At 58.5% G+C, this 19,144-nt stretch carries 17 protein-coding genes; 10 read left to right on the top strand and 7 right to left on the bottom strand.

Annotated elements, in window-relative coordinates:
- The first annotated feature begins 194 nt into the window (after positions 1 to 194).
- The 5 genes from ACA063_RS00250 (at position 195) to ACA063_RS00230 (ending at position 6,327) form a co-directional block, all read left to right on the top strand.
- Entirely contained in the window at positions 195 to 836 is a 642-nt protein-coding gene (locus tag ACA063_RS00250) for a thiol:disulfide interchange protein DsbA/DsbL (RefSeq protein WP_497664343.1), read from the top strand.
- 14 nt (positions 837 to 850) lie between these two features.
- Entirely contained in the window at positions 851 to 1,714 is an 864-nt protein-coding gene (locus ACA063_RS00245; protein ID WP_497664342.1) for an endonuclease/exonuclease/phosphatase family protein, read from the top strand.
- A 12-nt stretch (positions 1,715 to 1,726) separates the two neighbouring features.
- Positions 1,727 to 3,754, top strand: coding sequence for a GGDEF domain-containing protein (locus ACA063_RS00240; protein WP_497664341.1), 2,028 nt, complete (start codon positions 1,727 to 1,729; stop codon positions 3,752 to 3,754).
- Between the two features lie 103 nt (positions 3,755 to 3,857).
- Positions 3,858 to 4,637: an N-acetylmuramoyl-L-alanine amidase gene (locus ACA063_RS00235; protein ID WP_497664340.1), complete on the top strand. Its 780-nt coding sequence runs from the start codon at positions 3,858 to 3,860 to the stop codon at positions 4,635 to 4,637.
- A 76-nt stretch (positions 4,638 to 4,713) separates the two neighbouring features.
- On the top strand, positions 4,714 to 6,327 hold the full coding sequence (locus ACA063_RS00230) for an EAL domain-containing protein (protein WP_497664339.1): 1,614 nt from the start codon (positions 4,714 to 4,716) through the stop codon (positions 6,325 to 6,327).
- Between the two features lie 7 nt (positions 6,328 to 6,334).
- Here the strand turns inward: ACA063_RS00230 and ACA063_RS00225 are convergent, their stop codons facing one another.
- Both ACA063_RS00225 and algB read right to left on the bottom strand, forming a co-directional pair.
- Positions 6,335 to 8,125: a KinB sensor domain-containing domain gene (locus ACA063_RS00225; RefSeq protein WP_497664338.1), complete on the bottom strand. Its 1,791-nt coding sequence runs from the start codon at positions 8,123 to 8,125 to the stop codon at positions 6,335 to 6,337.
- A gap of 10 nt (positions 8,126 to 8,135) precedes the next feature.
- Positions 8,136 to 9,482 carry a sigma-54-dependent response regulator transcription factor AlgB gene (gene algB, locus ACA063_RS00220; RefSeq protein ID WP_162438878.1) on the bottom strand — a complete coding sequence of 449 codons (1,347 nt, stop codon included), beginning with the start codon at positions 9,480 to 9,482 and terminating at the stop codon, positions 8,136 to 8,138.
- Positions 9,483 to 9,915: 433 nt separating this feature from the next.
- On the opposite strand from algB, the gene ACA063_RS00215 reads away from it, so the two are divergent.
- The 5 genes from ACA063_RS00215 (at position 9,916) to ACA063_RS00195 (ending at position 14,407) form a co-directional block, all read left to right on the top strand.
- A complete protein-coding gene (locus ACA063_RS00215; protein ID WP_162438877.1) occupies positions 9,916 to 10,203 on the top strand; it encodes a hypothetical protein in 288 nt (95 codons plus the stop codon).
- 81 nt (positions 10,204 to 10,284) lie between these two features.
- A complete protein-coding gene (locus tag ACA063_RS00210) occupies positions 10,285 to 10,449 on the top strand; it encodes a DUF1328 domain-containing protein (RefSeq protein WP_003177151.1) in 165 nt (54 codons plus the stop codon).
- 2 nt (positions 10,450 to 10,451) lie between these two features.
- Complete coding sequence (locus ACA063_RS00205; protein ID WP_162438876.1) at positions 10,452 to 10,916, top strand: inhibitor of vertebrate lysozyme family protein; 465 nt, start codon at positions 10,452 to 10,454, stop codon at positions 10,914 to 10,916.
- 715 nt (positions 10,917 to 11,631) lie between these two features.
- Positions 11,632 to 12,963, top strand: coding sequence for a glutamate/aspartate:proton symporter GltP (gltP, locus tag ACA063_RS00200; protein ID WP_162438875.1), 1,332 nt, complete (start codon positions 11,632 to 11,634; stop codon positions 12,961 to 12,963).
- Between the two features lie 214 nt (positions 12,964 to 13,177).
- Positions 13,178 to 14,407, top strand: a complete 1,230-nt coding sequence (locus ACA063_RS00195; protein WP_497664337.1) for a nucleoside recognition domain-containing protein — start codon at positions 13,178 to 13,180, stop codon at positions 14,405 to 14,407.
- 108 nt (positions 14,408 to 14,515) lie between these two features.
- Here ACA063_RS00195 and ACA063_RS00190 read toward each other — a convergent pair whose 3' ends face one another.
- The 5 genes from ACA063_RS00190 to ACA063_RS00170 are packed head-to-tail and all read right to left on the bottom strand — an operon-like array spanning position 14,516 to position 19,125.
- Positions 14,516 to 15,157: an ABC-type transport auxiliary lipoprotein family protein gene (locus tag ACA063_RS00190; protein ID WP_497664336.1), complete on the bottom strand. Its 642-nt coding sequence runs from the start codon at positions 15,155 to 15,157 to the stop codon at positions 14,516 to 14,518.
- Positions 15,154 to 16,092: an MlaD family protein gene (locus ACA063_RS00185; RefSeq protein ID WP_162437571.1), complete on the bottom strand. Its 939-nt coding sequence runs from the start codon at positions 16,090 to 16,092 to the stop codon at positions 15,154 to 15,156. Before ACA063_RS00185 ends, ACA063_RS00190 begins: the two co-directional genes overlap by 4 nt.
- 1 nt (position 16,093) lies before the next feature.
- Positions 16,094 to 16,897, bottom strand: coding sequence for an ABC transporter ATP-binding protein (locus ACA063_RS00180; protein WP_497664335.1), 804 nt, complete (start codon positions 16,895 to 16,897; stop codon positions 16,094 to 16,096).
- Entirely contained in the window at positions 16,894 to 18,042 is a 1,149-nt protein-coding gene (locus tag ACA063_RS00175) for an ABC transporter permease (protein WP_497664334.1), read from the bottom strand. Before ACA063_RS00175 ends, ACA063_RS00180 begins: the two co-directional genes overlap by 4 nt.
- A 54-nt stretch (positions 18,043 to 18,096) precedes the next feature.
- Complete coding sequence (locus ACA063_RS00170; protein WP_497664333.1) at positions 18,097 to 19,125, bottom strand: DUF5924 family protein; 1,029 nt, start codon at positions 19,123 to 19,125, stop codon at positions 18,097 to 18,099.
- Between the last annotated feature and the right edge of the window lie 19 nt (positions 19,126 to 19,144).

Below are 19,144 nucleotides of genomic sequence, written 5' to 3'. Positions count from 1 at the left end.
TTGATCGAGCGTTGCGAGAGATGTTCGTCTCTTGCAATGTTAACGCTCGATTAATCCGTCGATGCAAGCATAAAAAGGGTGGCTTAGGCCGCCCTTTTTTGTGGCCGCTGCCGTTACACTACAGAACTCAAGCCCGCCATGACCTGTCTGAAAACAGGTCGCGCGAGGCGACCAAAATTGTCCAGGAGTAAAGCATGCGTAATCTGATCATCAGCGCCGCTCTCGTCGCTGCCAGCCTGTTCGGCATGACTGCACAAGCCGCCGAAGCACCTGCCGCCCCTTATGTTGAACTGAGCAAACCAGTCCCGGTCGCGGTACCTGGCAAGATCGAAGTCGTTGAGCTTTTCTGGTACGGCTGCCCGCACTGCTACGCTTTTGAGCCGGTGATCAATCCTTGGGTCGAGAAGCTGCCTTCCGATGTGAATTTCGTGCGGATTCCGGCGATGTTCGGCGGTCCTTGGAATGCACACGGCCAGCTGTTCCTGACCCTCGAAGCCATGGGCGTTGAGCACAAGGTTCACGCCGCGGTGTTCGAAGCTATTCAGAAACAGCACAAGAAGCTGGTCGACAAAAATGAAATGGCTGACTTCCTGGCCACCCAAGGCGTCGACAAGGACAAGTTCCTGGCGACTTTCGACTCCTTCGCTATCAAGGGTCAGATCGTCAAGGCCACCGAGCTCGCCAAGAAGTATGAAATCACCGGCGTTCCAACCCTGATCGTCAACGGCAAGTACCGCTTCGATGTGGGTTCTGCTGGTGGTGCCGAACAAGCCCTGCAACTGGCCGACAAACTGGTCGAACAAGAGCGAGCGGCTAACAAGGCTGCTGCCAACTAAGCGCGGAGCCTGCCATGCGCCGCTGGGGAACTGAACGCGTTGTTGGCCTGCATGATCCGCGGGTCAACGAACACCATCTGGTATCGACGGGCTTGCCCGCAGACAGCCGTCTGCGCCTGCTCAGTTTCAATATTCAGGTCGGCATCAGTACCGAGCGGTACCGGCACTACCTGACCCGGGGCTGGCAGCACCTGCTGCCCAACAACGCTCGTGCCGGAAATTTGCAAAAAATCGGCAATCTGCTGGGTGACTTCGATCTGGTCGCCTTGCAGGAAGCCGATGGCGGCAGCCTTCGATCGGGCTACGTCAATCAGGTCGAACACCTGGCACAGCTCGGTGCCTTCCCTTACTGGTATCAACAACTCAATCGCAATCTCGGTCGCCTCGGCCAGCACAGCAATGGCGTGCTCAGTCGCCTGCGCCCGTGGGCTATTGAGGACCATCCGTTGCCGGGGCCAAAGGGTCGCGGGGCAATTCTGGTGCGCTTCGGCGAAGGCCCCGAAGCACTGGTGGTGGTCATGATGCACCTGGCGCTGGGTGCCCGGGTACGCAGCCTGCAACTGTCCTACATCCGCGAGTTGATCGGCGGCTATAAACACCAGGTGCTCATGGGTGACATGAACACCCACGCCAGCGATTTGCTGCAAAACTCCCCGCTGCGTGATCTCGGCCTGCTGGCACCGCAGCTGGAAGCGACATTCCCTAGCTGGCGCCCACAGCGCTGCCTGGACCATATTCTGCTAAGTCCGAGCCTGACCCTGGAAAAATTCGAGGTACTGGCGCAACCCATTTCCGATCACCTGCCGGTCGCGGTAGAGATTCGTCTGCCGGGTTCGCTCACGGCCGATGCATTGCCCGCGCTGAGTCCTGCCCCCTAGCGGATCCCTTGAATGAGCGACGAAGCACAGCGTTGGAAAGAGAAATACCTTCAAAGCATTGAACACCAGGAAAAACTCGAACGCCGTTGGGATGCCCGCCTCGACTTGCTGCGGCGCGGGCTCGTGCGCAGCACCCTGGCGGCAGAGGGGACTGATCGCGCAGTTGACGAATGCATGAAGGAAATGCGCGACGTCGTGCGCACAGATGACATGGATGCCGGACTCGCCGCCCTGCTCCCGCGCCTGGAAAAAGCCGTTCTCGACTCAGAGCAGCGCCGTGAAACCCGGGTCAACCAAACGAACGCCGCACTGACGGCGCTGGTTGCTCAGCTGCAAACCTTGCCGCTGCCACGAGAAGTGGCCAGACCTCTCAAGCAATTTGCCAAACAACTCGATGTTCGTGTCGGGCAGGCACGTGAAATGCCCTTGCTGCTGAGCGAGTTGAGTGGCTTGCAAGGCAAAGCGCTGAGTCAGCTTGAAAGCCCGGAAGAACCTGGCCGGCCGGGTTTGCTTCAGCGATTGTTCGGTAACCGAGAACCGGAGGAAATCGCCCCCCTGCCCGCCACGGTGCAGTTACCCTCTGTACAACCAGTAGAGGCCGTTCGCGCATCGGCTGTAGAGCCCGCACCGACTGAATTTGCCGTTGATGAACCCGTAAAACCGATGCCCGTCATGGCGCCCGCTGCCACGCTCGAACCCATCGTGAACGAGCCTCAAGCTGCCGCGCCTATTCAGGTAGCGCCGGAGCCGCAGCCCAAAATCACACCACCACCAACGGTGCTACTGGACGTTGAGCAGGCAAAAGAGCCGCCGGCACCGACCACCAAAGCTGACGCTGACGCCCACGCCTCAATCATTTCCAGCGAACCCGATTCTTTGGACGTCATCGACAGCCAGCCGATACCCGCCGAAACGGTACCGGAATCGCTCGCCATCAATCCGCAGCAACCGGTACACGACGCGCTCTACGCGCTACCTGTCTCACCCGAGCCAACCTACAGCTCTGTCGCCAAGCATATTGAAGACACCCTCCTTGGCCTGCTCGACGACCTGACACTCCCTGAACGCCATCGCCCGCAAGCTGAAGCGATGCGTCATCGCCTGCAAAACGGTTTGAATTGGTACGAATTGATCCCGATCCTCGATGATCTGGCCACCTTGATGCTGGCCATCACCGGCAGTGGGCAGCACGAGTTCGAAACGTACCTGCAGCAGCTCAACGAGCGCCTCGAAGCGTTCCAGAATAACCTGCAGGCCGCCAGCGATGGCCACGCTGACAGCCGATCCGCCGCACGCGAAATGGACACTCAGATCCGTGAGCAGGTCGATGGCTTGCAAAGCAGTGTGCAAGAGGCCGCGGATCTGGACGATCTCAAGCATGTACTGGAAAACCATCTCGAAGGTTTGCTCGGCACGCTCGATCATCACCAGAAGCAGCGCGACCAGCGTGAGCAGGAAGTGGCAACCCGCCTGCAGGGCCTCGCGGATCGAGTGGCCCACATGGAACAGGAAGCCCTGGGTTTCCGCGAACACCTGGAGGAGCAGCGTCAGAAAGCCTTGATCGACCCGCTGACCGGATTGCCCAACCGCGCCGCCTGGAACGAACGGCTGGATCACGAAATCAGCCAGTGGCAACAACATGGCAACACGCTGTTGCTGGCCATGCTGGATCTCGACCACTTCAAGCGCATCAACGATAACTACGGCCACCTGGCAGGCGACAAGGTTCTGAAGATCATTGCGAACGTGCTGCGCAAGCGCCTGCGTGGATCTGATTTCATAGCCCGGTTTGGCGGTGAAGAGTTCGTCTTGCTGATACCCGCCACAGCGCTCACGACCGGTGTGAAACTGCTGGAAACCTTACGCGCAGCGGTTGAAGCCTGCCCTTTCCACTTCAAGGGTGAGCCGGTAACCATCACTGTCTCTGTGGGTTTGACCGCTTTCAAAGCAGGCGAACGCAGCGATATTGTGCTCAAAAGAGCCGATCAGGCGCTATATCGGGCCAAACATGCAGGTCGGAATCGCGTCGAACCTGGCTGAAGACAAAATGTTCCATTTTGTTTAAATACGCACCGTAGTCCACCGCGATCAAGGCAGTACGTTACACTGTTGCATTATCGTCCTGTGTGTACTGCCTTTCGCCATGAAATATTTAGCCCTACTGGTTTCACTGATTCTATTGGCCGGTTGCGCCAGCGGCCCGCGATACGACACCAGCCACGCCTCCGCCAATCACGACAGTCGCATACAGTTCGTGGTGGTGCATTACACCTCTGCATCGCTCGAGCGCTCGCTCCAGCTGCTGACCCATGGCGAAGTCAGCAGCCACTACCTGATCGGTGACGACAAAGGCGCCACCATTTACAAACTGATGGATGAAAACCTCCGCGCCTGGCATGCCGGGGAAAGTGAGTGGCAAGGCAGAACCTGGCTGAACTCAAGCTCCATCGGCATCGAAATCGTCAATCCGGGCTTCAAAGACACGCCGACCGGACGCCTCTGGTACCCCTACAGCGAAGATCAGATCCAGTCGCTGATCGCCCTGCTCAAGGACATCAGCAAGCGTTACGCCATCAATCCCCACAGCATCATCGGCCATAGCGACATTGCACCGCTGCGCAAACTCGATCCGGGCCCGCTGTTTCCCTGGAAACGTCTGGCAGCAGAAGGCCTGGGCGTGTGGCCGAACGAGCAGGCCGTCGCGCGCCTTCAACCACGATTCGAAAACCAGTTACCGGCCATCGGCTGGTACCAGAGTCAATTGGCGCGCCTGGGTTACAGCACCCCGCAAACCGGTGAGCTGGATGTAGCGACTCGCCATGTGATCGCCGCGTTCCAGATGCACTTCCGGCCTACGCGCTTCGACGGAACACCGGATGCCCAAACCGCAGCGCTGTTACAGGTTTTGAATCAGACAAAATAATGACGCCCGCCCGACGGTCAACGCTTTTTCTCAATCAGCAGCTATAACTCATTGGTAATTCTTCGGATGTTCACTGATGGCTGCTGCTCGAGAGGCATTGCGTAGCTGGTTCTATCGCCCTTGGTTTTTGGCGACGCTGGCTGCTGTCTTGAGCGCGACACTGCTGATGGCTGGCAGTCTTTTCGTTGCTGTACACCAGGTAGACCAGAACGAAAGCGAAGAGATGAACGCCCAGGGCGAGCGATTCCTCGCCCGCCTGGAGCAACTCTTCGGACAGCTGCGCGAAAGCCTCGACGACCTTGAAGCCCAGCCGCTCAGACGCTGTGACGACGAAATGATCGCCACCCTGCAGCAAGTCACCTTCAACTACCGCTTCGTTTACGAAGCCGCCTACATGGACGGCTCCCGGATCTGCTCCAACCGCCCTCGCCAGGAAGGGCTATCGATGAGCAGACCGCCTGATATCACAGGCCCCACCTACAGCTACTGGCTAAATACCACGACCGAGCCCGACGAAAACCGCGCGGCATTGATGCTCGGACGTGGCAACTTCCGCGTCGCCACCTCTCGCGGGCACTTGACCGACATGGTCGATTTGTCGCCGGGTAGCAGCCTGTTGGTGGTGCTCGACCGTGGCGCTCGGGCGATTCCGGTCCTGGGAGTCGCACAGGCCTGGCCGCCGCCAGAAGGCTGGCCACCAACAAGCCGCGATGCGTTGCAGATCACGCAAACCAGTTTGATCTACCGCATGCCCACCAATAATCCCGCGTACCAACTCGTGCTCATCTCACCTCGCACTGTTATTCACGTGCCTGCAGTGTGGTGGTGGTTGCTGCCAGCCAGCGTGTTACTAGGCTGCTTCATGGGTTTCCTGGTGTTCCTGCTGGTCCGTCAGCGACAGTCACTGGATGCCGAGCTCAATGGCGCCATACGCAGGGGCGAGTTGCAGGTGTTGTATCAACCGATCTTCGACCTCGACAGCCGTAATTGTGTCGGGGCGGAAGCCTTGCTGCGCTGGCGTCGACCGGATGGAACCCTGACCAGTCCCGACCTGTTCATTCCCATGGCAGAGAACACCGGTCAGATCCGGCAGATGACCGACTTCGTCTTGCAGCGATTGCTTGAGCAGCTGGGACAGCTACTGCGAGCCAATCCAAAGCTTTACATCTCGGTCAACCTGGCGGCATGCGACGTCATGGTGCCCCGTATCGGACAAGTGATGGCGCGTTTGCTGACCCTGCACCGGGTCGCAGCGCAGCAGATTGCTTTTGAGGTGACCGAGCGGGGATTGATCGACGTGGTGGTCGCCAGGGAAAACCTGCAAGCCTTGCGAGATGTAGGGCATCAAGTTTTGATCGATGACTTCGGCACCGGCTATTGCAGCCTCGCCTACCTGCAGACTCTGCCAGTGGACTGCCTGAAGATCGATAAGGCATTCATCGATGCGCTGGGCCATGACGCCGCCAGCAGCGGTGTTGCCCCGCACATCATCCACATGGCCCAGGCCCTGCAACTCAAAGTGATTGCCGAGGGGATCGAACTGGAATCCCAAGCCGCGTTCCTGAGTAGCGAAGGCGTTAAGTACGGCCAGGGCTGGCTATTCGCTCATGCGTTAAGTGCAGTTCAATTCATTGAGCTGATTACCCGGGGTCGCCGCTTGGCCGGTAGACGCCTTGACGACGAAGCGTGAACCCACTTTAAACCGCCAGCGCCATATAGAACTGCGTGCCCTGCCCTGGCCTCGAATAAACGCCCATCCGCCCGCCGTGCAACTGCACGATCTCCTTGCACAACGCCAGACCGAGCCCTGCGCCGCCCTTCTTGCGGCCCACCTGCACAAACGGTTCGAAGATACGCCCTTGTTGTCCGTAGGCAATGCCTTCGCCGTTGTCTTCGACGCTGATGATGACGCGCTCACCATGGCGTCGGGCTTGCAAACGGATCTGCCCGTCCGGCCCGGTGTGGCGCAACGCGTTATCAATCAGGTTATCGAGTACGCGATCCAGTTGGACCTTGTCAGCCTGCAGCCTGGGCAAAGGACCTTGCACTTCCACCAGCAGATCGATGCCGCTGTCCTGTGCCACCCCGGCAAACCGCAACCGCGCCTCTTCCAGCAACTCGTCGATGGAACACGGCGCCAGCGTGAGCTTTTGCAATCCGTTCTGGTAACGAGAGAAGTTCAGCAGATCGTTGATCAATTGCATCAACCGCTGCATCTCTTCATTCACGGTATCCAGCAGATCGGCCTCGCGTGAATCTTCAGGAAATTTCGCCCGCTCCCGGAACAGGCCGAAGGCCATGTGCATCCCCGTGACCGGGGTTCGCAACTCATGGGAAGCACGTAACACGAACTCGCTGCGCACCCGCTCGAAGGCACGCTGCTCGGTCACGTCATGCAGCACCATCACGGCACCTAGAATATGACCCTGCGTATGACTGACCGGCGTCAGGCTATACGTCAGCAGCCGCGACTCACCATCGACCTCGATACTCAGATCCTCCGGTGCACGCTCCAGAGTGCCGCCGCGCAGAACCAATTGCAGCTGTTCATCCAGTTCGGGGCGTTCGAGCGCAGAGCCCAATCCCTGGCCGAGTCGATCAGCGTCCCAACCCAACTGCCGTTGAGCGACGGGGTTCAAATGCTCCAGATACCCTTCACGGTCGATCATCAGCAGCCCGTCATCGATGCTGTCGAGGACCGCCTGCAAACGCTGCTGCCCCGCGAGCAGTTCATCGATGTTCGTGGCCTGATGCTCGCGCAATGCCTCGGCCATGATCCCGAAACGCTTGGTAAGCAGGTTCATTTCCACCGCCGAGGAAATCGGCAGCGTCACTTCGAAATTGCCCTTGCCTATATTGTCTGCCGCTTGGGCTAACGCTTCGATGGGAGCACCGAAACGCCTGGCGATGGCGTGAGCGGTAATAAAACCTATGATCAGCACCGCGAGCCCGACCAACCCCAGCAGTCCCGCGACCAACAACGCCCGGTCGCGCGCGCTGCGCTGGGTTTCATTAATGTTATCCAGCGCGCGCTTGTGCTCTGTAAGCAAACCATTTCGCAGCGCATTGAATTTTTCAGTGAGCGTCTCGTTGCCACTCAACGCGTGGTTCGTATCACGGGATTGTGCGTAAGCCTCAAGAAAGCTCTGATAATCCGCTTTAGCCTGCCTGAAACCATACTGGATGACATCGCCCGCTTGTTCGTGGGCGATACCTTTATCGAGCAGCTCCAGATATTTCTGCCTGGATCTCTCAAAGGCCCCGTCATCTGGTTTGTCACTGAGCATGACAACTAATTGATCGCCTAAGGTTTGCCTCAGTTTCAGCCCCAAATCCAGGGTCGCGAAGTTGTTGCGGACTAGGGCTTCCTGAGAGCTGGCCATCTGCATCACGCTGACAAGCCCGAGCAAAAGCCCCAGCAACGCAACCGTGATCAGCGCCGAAATACTCAGGAAGAGTCGGGTGCGCAACTTCATCGCCAGTTTCATCGGGGATGACTCACAGGTTGTACTGCTTGCGTTTGCGATACAGCGTCGAAGCGTCGATGCCCAGTGTTTTAGCGGCTTGGTCCAGCGTATCCGCCGTGGCCAGGACCGCACCGATGTGCGCTTTCTCCAACTCGTCCAGACTCAACGCGGCGCCTATACGTGGCGCGCTGTTGACCGGCGTTTCGGCCATGCCCAGGTGGCTGATCTCGACACGCTCCTGCGGGCAGATAATGCTCGCCCGCTCCACGACGTTGCGCAGTTCGCGAATATTGCCTGGCCAGCGGTAACTCAGCAGCGCTTCCCGGGCTTCGTCGCTGAAACCACGAGCCGGACGCGCATATTCCTTGACGAAGCGCGCCAGGAAACGATCAGCCAGGTTCAGGATGTCTTCGCGACGTTCCCTCAATGGCGGCAAGTGCAAGGTAATGACATTCAGGCGATAGAGCAGGTCCTCACGGAAGCGACCGTCGCGCACCATGTCTTCAAGATTAAGGTTGGTCGCTGCCAGGATTCGCACATCGGCGCGGCGGGTAACCGGATCACCGACACGCTCATATTCTTTGTCTTGAATGAAACGAAGCAATTTTGGCTGCAACGTGAGAGGAAAATCGCCGATCTCGTCAAGAAACAGTGTTCCGCCGTCAGCCTGATTCACACGCCCCAAAGTACTTTCGCTTGCGCCTGTGAACGCACCACGACTGTGACCAAACAGTTCGCTCTCCATCAATTCGGCGGTCAAAGACGGGCAGTTAATCGTGACGCAGGATTTTTTAGCGCGCTTGCTCCAGCCATGAATGGCTTGGGACAGCTCCCCCTTACCTGTACCGGACTCACCTAAAATCAGAATGTTCGCATCGGTACTGGCGACCTGGCGTGCTGTTTCAAGCACTACTTTCATTGCCGGGCTGTGGGAATCCAGGCCGTCCTTGGGTTTGCGAATCTCACCTTCCAGCGCTTCCAGACGCGCCGATAATTGCCGAACTTCCAACTGTTTGGCCGTCGCAAGGCGCAACTGATCAGGGCTGCACGGCTTGACCAGATAATCGGCAGCACCCGCCTGAATGGCATCTACAGCTGTGTCTACGGCAGAGTGAGCCGTGACAATGACGACCCGCATCCACGGGGCCTGAATGCGCATCTGGGCGAGAACATCAAGGCCGTTGTCTTCGCCTAGCCGCAGATCGAGAAAGCACAGGTCGAACACCTGGCGTTGCAGTAATGCATCCGCCTGGGCTGCGCTGTTGGCAGTAGCAACGCTGTAGCCCTCGTCTTCGAGGCAATAACGGAAAGTTCGCAGGATGGCGGATTCGTCGTCCACCAGCAGAATGCGGCCTTGATGCTCAGTGGCTGACTCCATTTTCCTACGCTCCTTTCTGAATGATCTTGGTTAGTCCCGTAAAAATCGGGCAAGTTGCATGGTTGATTCTGTGCCTTTCCATCTCTGACAGGGTAGCTATCTAAGCGATTCCCAGCCAATGGCCTGATTTCTTTAGTTTTTTATCGAAAAACAGCGCTTTCAGCCTTTGCCCACATCCTTTTCTGACATCTGCGCCCTCCTCTCAATTCAAAAAGAATGAAAGTTCCTACGGCATTATCGTGCATTACGCACGACCGTACAGAGCCCATCGTGCAGGATGCGTTCAATACGATTTTTAACTATCTTTTAAGTTATTGATTTTAAAGGGTTTATTTACATCAAAAAGCTGGCATGCAGGCTGCAATACTCTGGTCAATCAGGGCAAAACCATCGCCCATAACAAGATCACCACCAGAGTGGGAGGAGTTTCCGGATGAATCGCCAACGTGCCGCCCAATTGCGCATCTCGCCACTGCATATCCAGCAAGGTCTGTTCGCCATGCTCGCCCTTTTGATCACTCTGATCGGCGGCCAACAGTTTCTTCTCTGGGAGCAGAGCCAGCAGCCAGAAGCGCCACACGTGTCGCTCAAGCATCCGACCCAGACCCACTTCAGTGCCGTCAGCAGCAATCAGGCTGACACAACCCCGCTACGAATGATGGACGTCGACCAGGCTCAGCCTGTGGATGAGATGCCTCGTCAGGAACGTTGGGTGTTCTAACTCACGAACTTGGCGCGTTCGATGCGCCGGGAAATGCACCACCAAAGCATCACCTCTAATAGAAGCGTAAGGAGAATCACCATGTTGAGCTGGGCAATCACATTCTTGATCATTGCCATCATCGCCGCCGTACTGGGCTTCGGTGGTATCGCGGGCACCGCCACGGGTATCGCCAAGATTCTCTTTGTCGTGTTCCTGGTGATGTTCATTGCTTCGTTCTTCTTTGGCCGTCGCGGTCGAGGCTGAACATGAGCGTTTCGTTAAAGACACTGGCAGCCGCCCTGCTCCTGGGCGGTAGTGCCATGGCGATGGCGGCCAATGACGGCCAGGCGCGGGTCAACGAGTTGCTGAACACTGACCCGCAATACCGGGAAACCTGGCAAGGCGTGGTGAAGAAGGAAGAACGCCTGCCGGAATGGGTCATGAACCTGTCCGGCGACGCCGAGCAAATGAATGCCGTTGAAGAAGATGGCGATAAGTACCTCGTTGGACCGCTTTGCGAAACGCAGGCGACCTGTCTCAACAAGCGCTTGATCGTCGCCGTCAGCTTCGACAAAAAGGATGCGTACGCCATGCTGGTCGAAGTGCCTGCCGGGTTGCCAGCCGACAAGTCGCCTACACGACATGCCGACTATCGCTTCCTTGGAAAGCCGGACGAGGGCATGCAAAAGCTGTTGATGGAACAACTGAAGAAAGATCCGAACTGGTACTGAGTTCGTAACAAGAAAGAGGCCAAATGGCGTCTTTCCAAATGCGCTACCCGAGGAAGGTAGACGCATGACCAGGGGGTCGGGATGTTCTGCCTGTTTCAGGGGCGGAGTGACCTACGAGTACAGGGAGTACTTGCGAAAGGACCGGGTCAGGAATAGCTGCGACGCAAGTTCGCCGATCATAGGCATCGACGGACTTGCGGAGAGCTTATGCAATTGAGGCATCGATCTTAGGTCAACCACTCGGTTGAGCTTCTCTTCTCTACAATTTGTATCAACTTCTCGAAAAAATACTTTTCTTGGTGTTTCATCGCGACCGTACATCGAGAAAAATTGCCTGATTTTTCAACGGCATCTTCCTGTCGGATTGTCCGATTTCAGCCCTAAAACCACCCCGCCTCGCCTGATCAAAAAACGTTCAACCTGCTCTGTGATGGCCGGTTCACGGCACTTATGCCTGCCGAAATGTCGTATTCGAACCGGTTGGGACGCGAGTTTCACTTAAAAAAGCTCATGCCGATTCGGCATAGGGTAGGCGTTTACGGCATTAGACGTCGCTTCCTTGCATCGGAATAGTTGCGCCTTTTTTCGCCTGCCAGAGAGCCGCACACACGCGCTTCGGGGCACCTTATACGGAGGCCGATGCACAAGACTTTTTCGCCACGAGCGTTCCAGTTCCGCGCATCTGCCTGAGTCAAACGCAAGTAAGGGTAAAGATATGAAGAAGGCAAAGCTTAGCCTCGCCTGGCAGATCCTCATCGGTCTGGTATTGGGGATTGCAATCGGTGCGCTGCTCAACCATTTCAGTGCCGAAAAAGCCTGGTGGATCAGTAACGTCCTTCAACCCGCGGGCGATATCTTTATCCGTCTGATCAAGATGATCGTGATTCCGATCGTCATCTCCTCGCTGATCGTCGGCATCGCCGGCGTTGGCGACGCGAAGAAACTCGGGCGTATCGGTCTGAAGACCATCATCTACTTCGAGATCGTTACCACGATCGCTATCGTGGTAGGTCTGGTGCTGGCAAACGTGTTCCATCCGGGCACCGGCATCGACATGAGCACCCTGGGTACCGTGGATATTTCCAAGTACCAGGCGACTGCTGCCGAGGTTCAGCATGAACATGCGTTCATCGAAACCATCCTCAACCTGATCCCGTCGAACATCTTCGCGGCCATGGCCCGTGGCGAGATGCTGCCGATCATCTTCTTCTCGGTATTGTTCGGTCTTGGTCTGTCGAGCCTGCAAGCCGACTTGCGCGAACCCCTGGTAAAAATGTTCCAGGGCGTATCGGAAAGCATGTTCAAAGTCACCCACATGATCATGAACTACGCCCCGATCGGCGTGTTCGCACTGATCGCGGTGACGGTCGCCAACTTCGGCTTCGCTTCCCTGATCCCGCTGGCCAAACTGGTCATCCTGGTTTACGTCGCCATCGCCTTCTTCGCCTTCGTGGTGCTGGGCCTGATTGCTCGCCTGTTCGGTTTCTCGGTGCTCAAACTGATGCGCATCTTCAAGGATGAGCTGGTGCTGGCCTACTCCACCGCCAGTTCGGAAACCGTGCTGCCACGCGTTATCGAGAAGATGGAAGCCTACGGCGCGCCGAAGGCCATCTGCAGCTTTGTGGTGCCGACCGGCTACTCGTTCAACCTCGACGGCTCGACGCTTTATCAAAGCATCGCGGCGATCTTCATTGCCCAGCTGTACGGCATCGACCTGTCCATCAGCCAGCAATTGCTGCTGGTACTGACATTGATGGTCACCTCCAAAGGCATCGCCGGCGTACCGGGTGTGTCCTTCGTGGTGCTGCTGGCCACACTGGGCAGCGTGGGTATTCCGCTGGAAGGCCTGGCATTCATCGCCGGTGTCGACCGCATCATGGACATGGCACGTACCGCGTTGAACGTGATCGGCAATGCCTTGGCGGTATTGGTCATCTCCCGCTGGGAAGGCATGTACGACGACGCCAAGGGCGAGCGCTACTGGAACTCCCTGCCGCACTGGCGCAGCAAGGAAAAGCTGCCGGCTGGCGAGATTTCCAGTAACTGATCTGAACCCTGTGGTGGCTTTTCTGTGGGAGCCAGCCTGCTGGCGATAGCGGTACATAAAACAACAGAGATGTTGAATGTGCCGGCCTCATCGCCAGCAGGCCGGCTCCCACAGTGATCGAGTCAGCCCTGCCCACAAACCCCGGAGAAATCCGGGGTTTGTCGTTTCTGGCTACCCCGCTATCATTCGCCGCATTCTTTGGGGGATTTGACTGATGCTTAATGGCCTGTGGCTTGGCTTCTTCATCGTGGCTGCCGTTTCGGCACTGGCGCAATGGCTGATCGGCGGCAACGCCGGGATCTTCGCGGCGATGGTGGAGAGCATTTTCGCCATGGCCAAATTGTCGGTCGAAGTCATGGTGCTGCTGTTCGGCACCCTCACACTTTGGCTCGGATTTCTTCGGATCGCCGAGAAAGCCGGAATCGTCGATTGGCTCGCGAAAGCCCTGGGGCCACTGTTCCTGCGCCTGATGCCGGAAGTGCCGGCGGGCCATCCGGCCATCGGCCTGATCACCCTTAACTTCGCCGCCAACGGCCTGGGTCTCGACAACGCCGCCACACCCATCGGCCTGAAAGCCATGAAAGCGTTGCAGGAGCTCAATCCCAGCCCGACGATTGCCAGTAATGCGCAAATCCTCTTTCTGGTGCTCAACGCCTCGTCGTTGACTCTGCTACCGGTGACCATCTTCATGTACCGCGCCCAGCAAGGCGCGCCCGACCCGACGCTGGTGTTCCTGCCCATCCTGCTGGCCACCAGCTGTTCGACGCTGGTGGGTTTGCTGTCCGTCGCGTTCATGCAGCGCCTGCGCCTGTGGGACCCCGTGGTGCTTGCCTACCTGATTCCCGGCGCCTTGGTCCTCGGTGGCTTCATGGCCTTGCTGGCGACTCTTTCAGCCACCGCACTGGCCGGTTTGTCCTCGATCCTCGGCAATTTGACGCTGTTCGGCCTGATCATGTTGTTTCTGGTGATCGGCGCCTTGCGCAAAGTAAAGGTGTACGAAGCCTTCGTCGAAGGGGCGAAAGAAGGCTTCGATGTGGCGAAGAATCTGCTGCCGTATCTGGTCGCAATGCTCTGTGCGGTCGGCGTACTGCGGGCATCCGGTGCGCTGGATTTTGGTCTCGACGGGATTCGGCATCTGGTCGAGTGGGCGGGTTGGGACACGCGCTTTGTCGATGCCTTGCCGACGGCAATGGTCAAGCCATTCTCAGGCAGCGCCGCCCGGGCGATGTTGATCGAAACCATGAAAACGTCAGGGGTCGACAGCTTCCCGGCGCTGGTGGCGGCGACGATCCAGGGCAGTACCGAAACGACATTCTATGTATTGGCGGTTTACTTCGGTGCGGTGGGCATCCAGCGCGCACGGCACGCGGTGGGCTGTGCACTGCTGGCCGAGCTGGCCGGCGTGCTCGCCGCCATCGGCGTGTGCTACTGGTTCTTCGGCTAACAACAATCCCTGTAGCAGCTGCCGAGGCACGAGGCTGCGTTGCGTGTCCGCAGGACCGCCCTCGGGGGCCGCTGCGCAGCCCAACGCAGCCTCGTGCCTCGGCAGCTGCTACAAAGGATTTGCGACGTTTCGAGCGGGCGGCGCGACTTTCTGTCCTTGCTCCACCGCCCAATTCACCACCTGCGTCGTCAACTGGTCACTGGCCTGGCCAAAACCGGCAACAACCGACGGCACCTGCACATCACTCAACGGCTGGCGCACTTCGAAGCGTCGGCTGGCGAGAATTCGCTGATCATAGCCGCGCACCAGCAACGCATCCAGCCGCACGACCACGCTCGCGACTGTGCCTTGATATTCGGTCTGGAACGCCTGCAAGTTGCCGCCCAGCTCCAGGTCCGCCTGGAAATTGCTTTCGTCGGTGCTCAACAACTGAACTCGACCGTCACGCTGAAAACCGTCCAGCAGACGATTGCGCAACAGCACCGGCGCCGGATCGGTCCAGCGTGAACCTTTGTAGCTGCTGATCAGATCACCCTGCGGTATCACCGCGATGTTCGGGCTGTTCAACGCTTGACTCGCCTGCGGTTTGGCCAGGCGCAGCGACCAGCGTTGCGGCGCTACGTGGCTGGCCGGGGCGGCACCCTGGGCCGACGGCAATCGATACACATCGAACGGCTCGGGCTTGGGCAGGATCGAACAACCGTTAAGCAGCACGAAGCTGGCCAGGAGGGCGACGTGGCTCAGCTTCATGGCGTGAACTCCTTGTTCTTGTCGTTGCCCAGCAGATAACCGCTGGGGTTGGCTTCAAGGCGCTGGGAAATCGCGCGCAACGAAGTCAGCGTGTCACGCAGTTCACGCACCGCCGGCGCCAGCCCGTTAAGGCCTTGCATGCCGTTGTTCAGGGAATCCTGATTGCTGGAGATCAGCTTGTTGATGGTCGCGCTGCTCTGTTCCAGCGACTTCATTGCCTGCTCGGCGCTGCCGAACATCTGCTTTCCCTGATCATTGAGCAGGCCATTGGCGTTCCGCATGAGCGCCGAGGTCTGTTCCAGCATGGCACCTGCTTGCTTGCCCACCGATGCCAGTTGCTGCATGGCCTGACGGATATCGCCACGTTGATCCGCAATGGTGCCGGTGGTTTGCTCCAGATGCTCCAGGGTCTTGCTGATGCGTTCGACGTTCTCCGTGGAGAACATCAGATTGGCGTTATGCATCAGCGTATTCACACCGGCCATCAGGTCGTTGCTGTCGTTCAGCAGACGGGCGATGGGTGAGGGCGATGCCACAATCGTCGGCAGGTCACCGCCTTTGCCCTTGAGCGCCGGGCTTTGCGGCGTGCCACCGCTGAGCTGGATAATCGAGGTGCCAGTAATACCGGTCAGCGCCAGTATGGCCCGGGTGTCTTCCTTGATCGGCGTTTCGCCCCCAAGGCGGATGCGCGCCAGCACCCGACGCGGATCTTTCGGGTCCAGGCGCAACGTCACGACATCGCCGACCTTGATCCCGCTGTACTGCACGGCGCTGCCTTTGGACAGGCCGCTGACCGCCTCGTTGAAGACGATTTCGTAATCCTTGAACTCGGTGTCGACACTGGACTTGGCCAGCCACAGGCCGAAAAGCAGGGCGCCTGCCACCACGATTACAGTGAACAGGCCGATCAACACATGATGGGCTCGGGTTTCCATGTCAGACCTCGTTGAGCTGTTGAGCGGCAGTCAGCGCCGCGCGGCCACGAGGGCCATGGAAGTATTCGTGAATCCACGCGTCGTCGGTTTCCGAAACCTTGTCGATGGCATCGGCCACCAGTACCTTTTTCTGCGCCAGCACCGCCACACGGTCGGTGATGGTGTAGAGCGTGTCCAGGTCGTGGGTGACCAGAAATACGCTCAGGCCCAACGCGTCGCGCAGGGTCAGGATCAATTGATCGAAGGCCGCAGCGCCAATCGGGTCGAGGCCGGCCGTAGGTTCGTCGAGAAACAGAATGTCCGGGTCCAGCGCCAGCGCCCGGGCCAGCGCAGCACGCTTGATCATGCCGCCGGAGAGCGAGGCGGGGTACTTGTCCGCCGCAGACAACGGCAAGCCCGCCAATGCCAGTTTCACCGCCGCCAGGTGCTCGGCATCGTTGCGGCTCAAGCCTGCGTGTTCGATGAGGGGCAGGGCGACGTTTTCGGTCACGGTCAGCGAAGAAAACAGGGCACCTTTCTGAAACAGCACACCGAAACGCCGCTCGACCATCGAGCGCTCGTGCTCGGACAGCGTCGGGAGATTCTTACCAAACACCTTGACCACGCCCTCAGTGGGCTGGCGCAAGCCGACAATACTGCGCAGCAGCACCGATTTGCCGCTGCCGGAACCACCGACCACGGCGAGGATTTCGCCTTTGTACAAATCCAGGTCCAGATGTTCGTGCACGCTCTGATTGCCAAAGCGATTGCACAGGTCACGGACTTCGATCACGGCCTCGGAGGGCGCTCGGGGTAGACGACTCACCAGCCCATCTCCATGAAAAACAACGCAGCGACTGCGTCGAGAACGATCACCACAAAAATCGACTGGACCACGCTGGACGTGGTGTGCGCGCCAACAGACTCAGCGCTGCCACTCACCTTGAAGCCTTCAAGACAGCCAATAGCCGCAATCAGGAAGGCGAAAACAGGCGCTTTGACCATCCCCACCAGAAAGTGCTGAACACCGATGTCCGATTGCAGCAGCGACAGGAACATCGCTGGCGAGATATCCAGCGACACGGCACACACCACGCCGCCGCCGATAATCCCCGAAAGCATCGCCAGAAAGGTCAGCATCGGCAGCGCGACCAACAGGGCGAGGACACGCGGCACCACCAGCAACTCCATCGGGTCCAGGCCCAACGTGCGGATGGCGTCGATTTCTTCGTTGGCCTTCATCGAACCGATCTGAGCGGTGAACGCACTGGCGGTGCGGCCGGCCATCAGGATCGCGGTCAGCAGGACGCCGAACTCGCGCAGGAAAGAGAACGCCACCAGGTCCACGGTGAAGACGGTCGCGCCAAAGCTCGCCAGCACCGTTGCCCCCAGAAACGCCACAACGGCACCCACCAGAAAGGTCAGCAGGGCAACGATGGGCGCGGCGTCGAGGCCGGTCTGTTCGATGTGCGCGATCATTGGCGTGATACGCCAGCGTTTGGGCCGAAACAGGCTGCGGGCGATGGTTTCGAGGATCAGGCCGACAAACCCCAAAAGCTGCAAGGTGTCCTGCCAGACCGTGTCAACTGCGCGACCAATGCGGGTCAGCAATTGAATGCCGACGCTGATTTCCGGTTCCTTGATCGGTACGCAGAAGTCCGTCATCGAGCAGTACACGGTTTGCAGTAACGCGCGATCGGCGCCGGACAATGTGCAATCCGGATGTTCGGCGGAGCGGCCGAGACGCTCGGACCCCAGCAACTCCACCAGCAGCGAAGCGCCAGCGGTATCGAGCGCGCCAAGACCATTAAGGTCGATGTGGGCGCTGTCGTCGTATTGGCCGCGAATCTTTTCGCTCAGGTCCTTGAGGTCGGCGTAATGGGCAAGCGTCCAGTCACCCGTAACCCGCAACTGTGCAGGAGAGTGAGAGGTGTCCAGTTGGGCATTGCCGGCCGTTGTGCTGCTGGTCATAAGCTCCATGCTTGATCGACTGAGAGGCTGGGCTACGTAATATCACGAAGCGTATTACTTTTCTTTGATCGGTGTGCTGTCCGTGATCTTGAAACGCAACACGCCGATGACCTGGCCGTCTTCGGTCAGGACGCGCACTTGCCAGTTGCCCGCCGGGTTGCCGGGGAAGTTCTGTTTGTGGGTCCAGGCCCGGTAGCCTTCCTTGCGTCCACCGTGGATATCCAGCGGGATGCGATCGACTTCTTTGCCGTTGAACTGCCACACATGATAAATCCGCTCGTCCAGGCCACGCGGCGCATTGATCGCGGTATAGGCGTATAGCCCGCCACCGCGTATCTGCTCTGCGCTGACCTCATCAAGACTGTCGCCGGGGGTACGGTCCTGCAGTTGCGTGCTGATGGCCACATCGGTCATCCACAACGTGGCTGGCGGTACCCATGAGCGCAGTACCCAGCCCACGCCACCAATGCCCACGGTGATACACAGAATCGCCACTGCGTTGCGCACCGTACGGATCGGAAAGATCGACGCCAGGCTCGGGAAAGACAGCACGACCGCGATACCCAGCGCCAGTTTGAAGCTCTGGGCGGTGGTCAGGTGCAGAATGACGGGGAGGGCGGTGAGCAGTGCCGCGAACAAAGTCAGCGTATGCAGCGCCAGAAACGCCCAGCGACGGGGCGCCAGCCACTTGTAGTAGAGCGGGTCGATAATGGAAATCAGTGCCGCGATGCACAGCAACCCGGTGAAGAAAAACTGGCCACTGTTCCAGGTGGTGGTGATGAAGAAAAACGGTAAGACGAAGAACAGGCTTTCCTGGTGGATCATCTGCGTGGCGTAACGCAGCAAAGGCTGGGGAATTTCGCGTTTGAACAGCTTCGCGAACAGCTTGGTGAGGCTGTTTTCCAGCATCAGCCAGATCCAGCTGAGCACCATGATGATGGTGATCCAGGTGGCCAGGCCTTGCTGGCGATCAACCAGAATGAAACTGCCGACCCCGGAGATAAACCCACCGAGCGCAATCACCCCAGGGTAGCGCTTCATCAATTCCAGGATGCGCTGGACGTACAGGTTCAGGGTAGGCATTCGGCGGTTCGCACTAGTC

This window comes from Pseudomonas sp. LBUM1643, from assembly GCF_059716215.1.
The sequence above is the reverse complement of the archived record's forward strand: the minus strand, read 5'-3'. Positions and strand labels throughout refer to the sequence as shown.

What these genes read in the sequence shown, in the direction of transcription:
- ACA063_RS00250 (WP_497664343.1), top strand. Translation starts at nt 195, where the DNA reads ATGCGTAATCTGATCATCAGCGCCGCTCTCGTCGCTGCCAGCCTGTTC.
- ACA063_RS00245 (WP_497664342.1), top strand. Translation starts at nt 851, where the DNA reads ATGCGCCGCTGGGGAACTGAACGCGTTGTTGGCCTGCATGATCCGCGG.
- ACA063_RS00240 (WP_497664341.1), top strand. Translation starts at nt 1,727, where the DNA reads ATGAGCGACGAAGCACAGCGTTGGAAAGAGAAATACCTTCAAAGCATT.
- ACA063_RS00235 (WP_497664340.1), top strand. Translation starts at nt 3,858, where the DNA reads ATGAAATATTTAGCCCTACTGGTTTCACTGATTCTATTGGCCGGTTGC.
- ACA063_RS00230 (WP_497664339.1), top strand. Translation starts at nt 4,714, where the DNA reads ATGGCTGCTGCTCGAGAGGCATTGCGTAGCTGGTTCTATCGCCCTTGG.
- ACA063_RS00225 (WP_497664338.1), bottom strand. Translation starts at nt 8,125, where the DNA reads ATGAAACTGGCGATGAAGTTGCGCACCCGACTCTTCCTGAGTATTTCG.
- algB (WP_162438878.1), bottom strand. Translation starts at nt 9,482, where the DNA reads ATGGAGTCAGCCACTGAGCATCAAGGCCGCATTCTGCTGGTGGACGAC.
- ACA063_RS00215 (WP_162438877.1), top strand. Translation starts at nt 9,916, where the DNA reads ATGAATCGCCAACGTGCCGCCCAATTGCGCATCTCGCCACTGCATATC.
- ACA063_RS00210 (WP_003177151.1), top strand. Translation starts at nt 10,285, where the DNA reads ATGTTGAGCTGGGCAATCACATTCTTGATCATTGCCATCATCGCCGCC.
- ACA063_RS00205 (WP_162438876.1), top strand. Translation starts at nt 10,452, where the DNA reads ATGAGCGTTTCGTTAAAGACACTGGCAGCCGCCCTGCTCCTGGGCGGT.
- gltP (WP_162438875.1), top strand. Translation starts at nt 11,632, where the DNA reads ATGAAGAAGGCAAAGCTTAGCCTCGCCTGGCAGATCCTCATCGGTCTG.
- ACA063_RS00195 (WP_497664337.1), top strand. Translation starts at nt 13,178, where the DNA reads ATGCTTAATGGCCTGTGGCTTGGCTTCTTCATCGTGGCTGCCGTTTCG.
- ACA063_RS00190 (WP_497664336.1), bottom strand. Translation starts at nt 15,157, where the DNA reads ATGAAGCTGAGCCACGTCGCCCTCCTGGCCAGCTTCGTGCTGCTTAAC.
- ACA063_RS00185 (WP_162437571.1), bottom strand. Translation starts at nt 16,092, where the DNA reads ATGGAAACCCGAGCCCATCATGTGTTGATCGGCCTGTTCACTGTAATC.
- ACA063_RS00175 (WP_497664334.1), bottom strand. Translation starts at nt 18,042, where the DNA reads ATGACCAGCAGCACAACGGCCGGCAATGCCCAACTGGACACCTCTCAC.
- ACA063_RS00170 (WP_497664333.1), bottom strand. Translation starts at nt 19,125, where the DNA reads ATGCCTACCCTGAACCTGTACGTCCAGCGCATCCTGGAATTGATGAAG.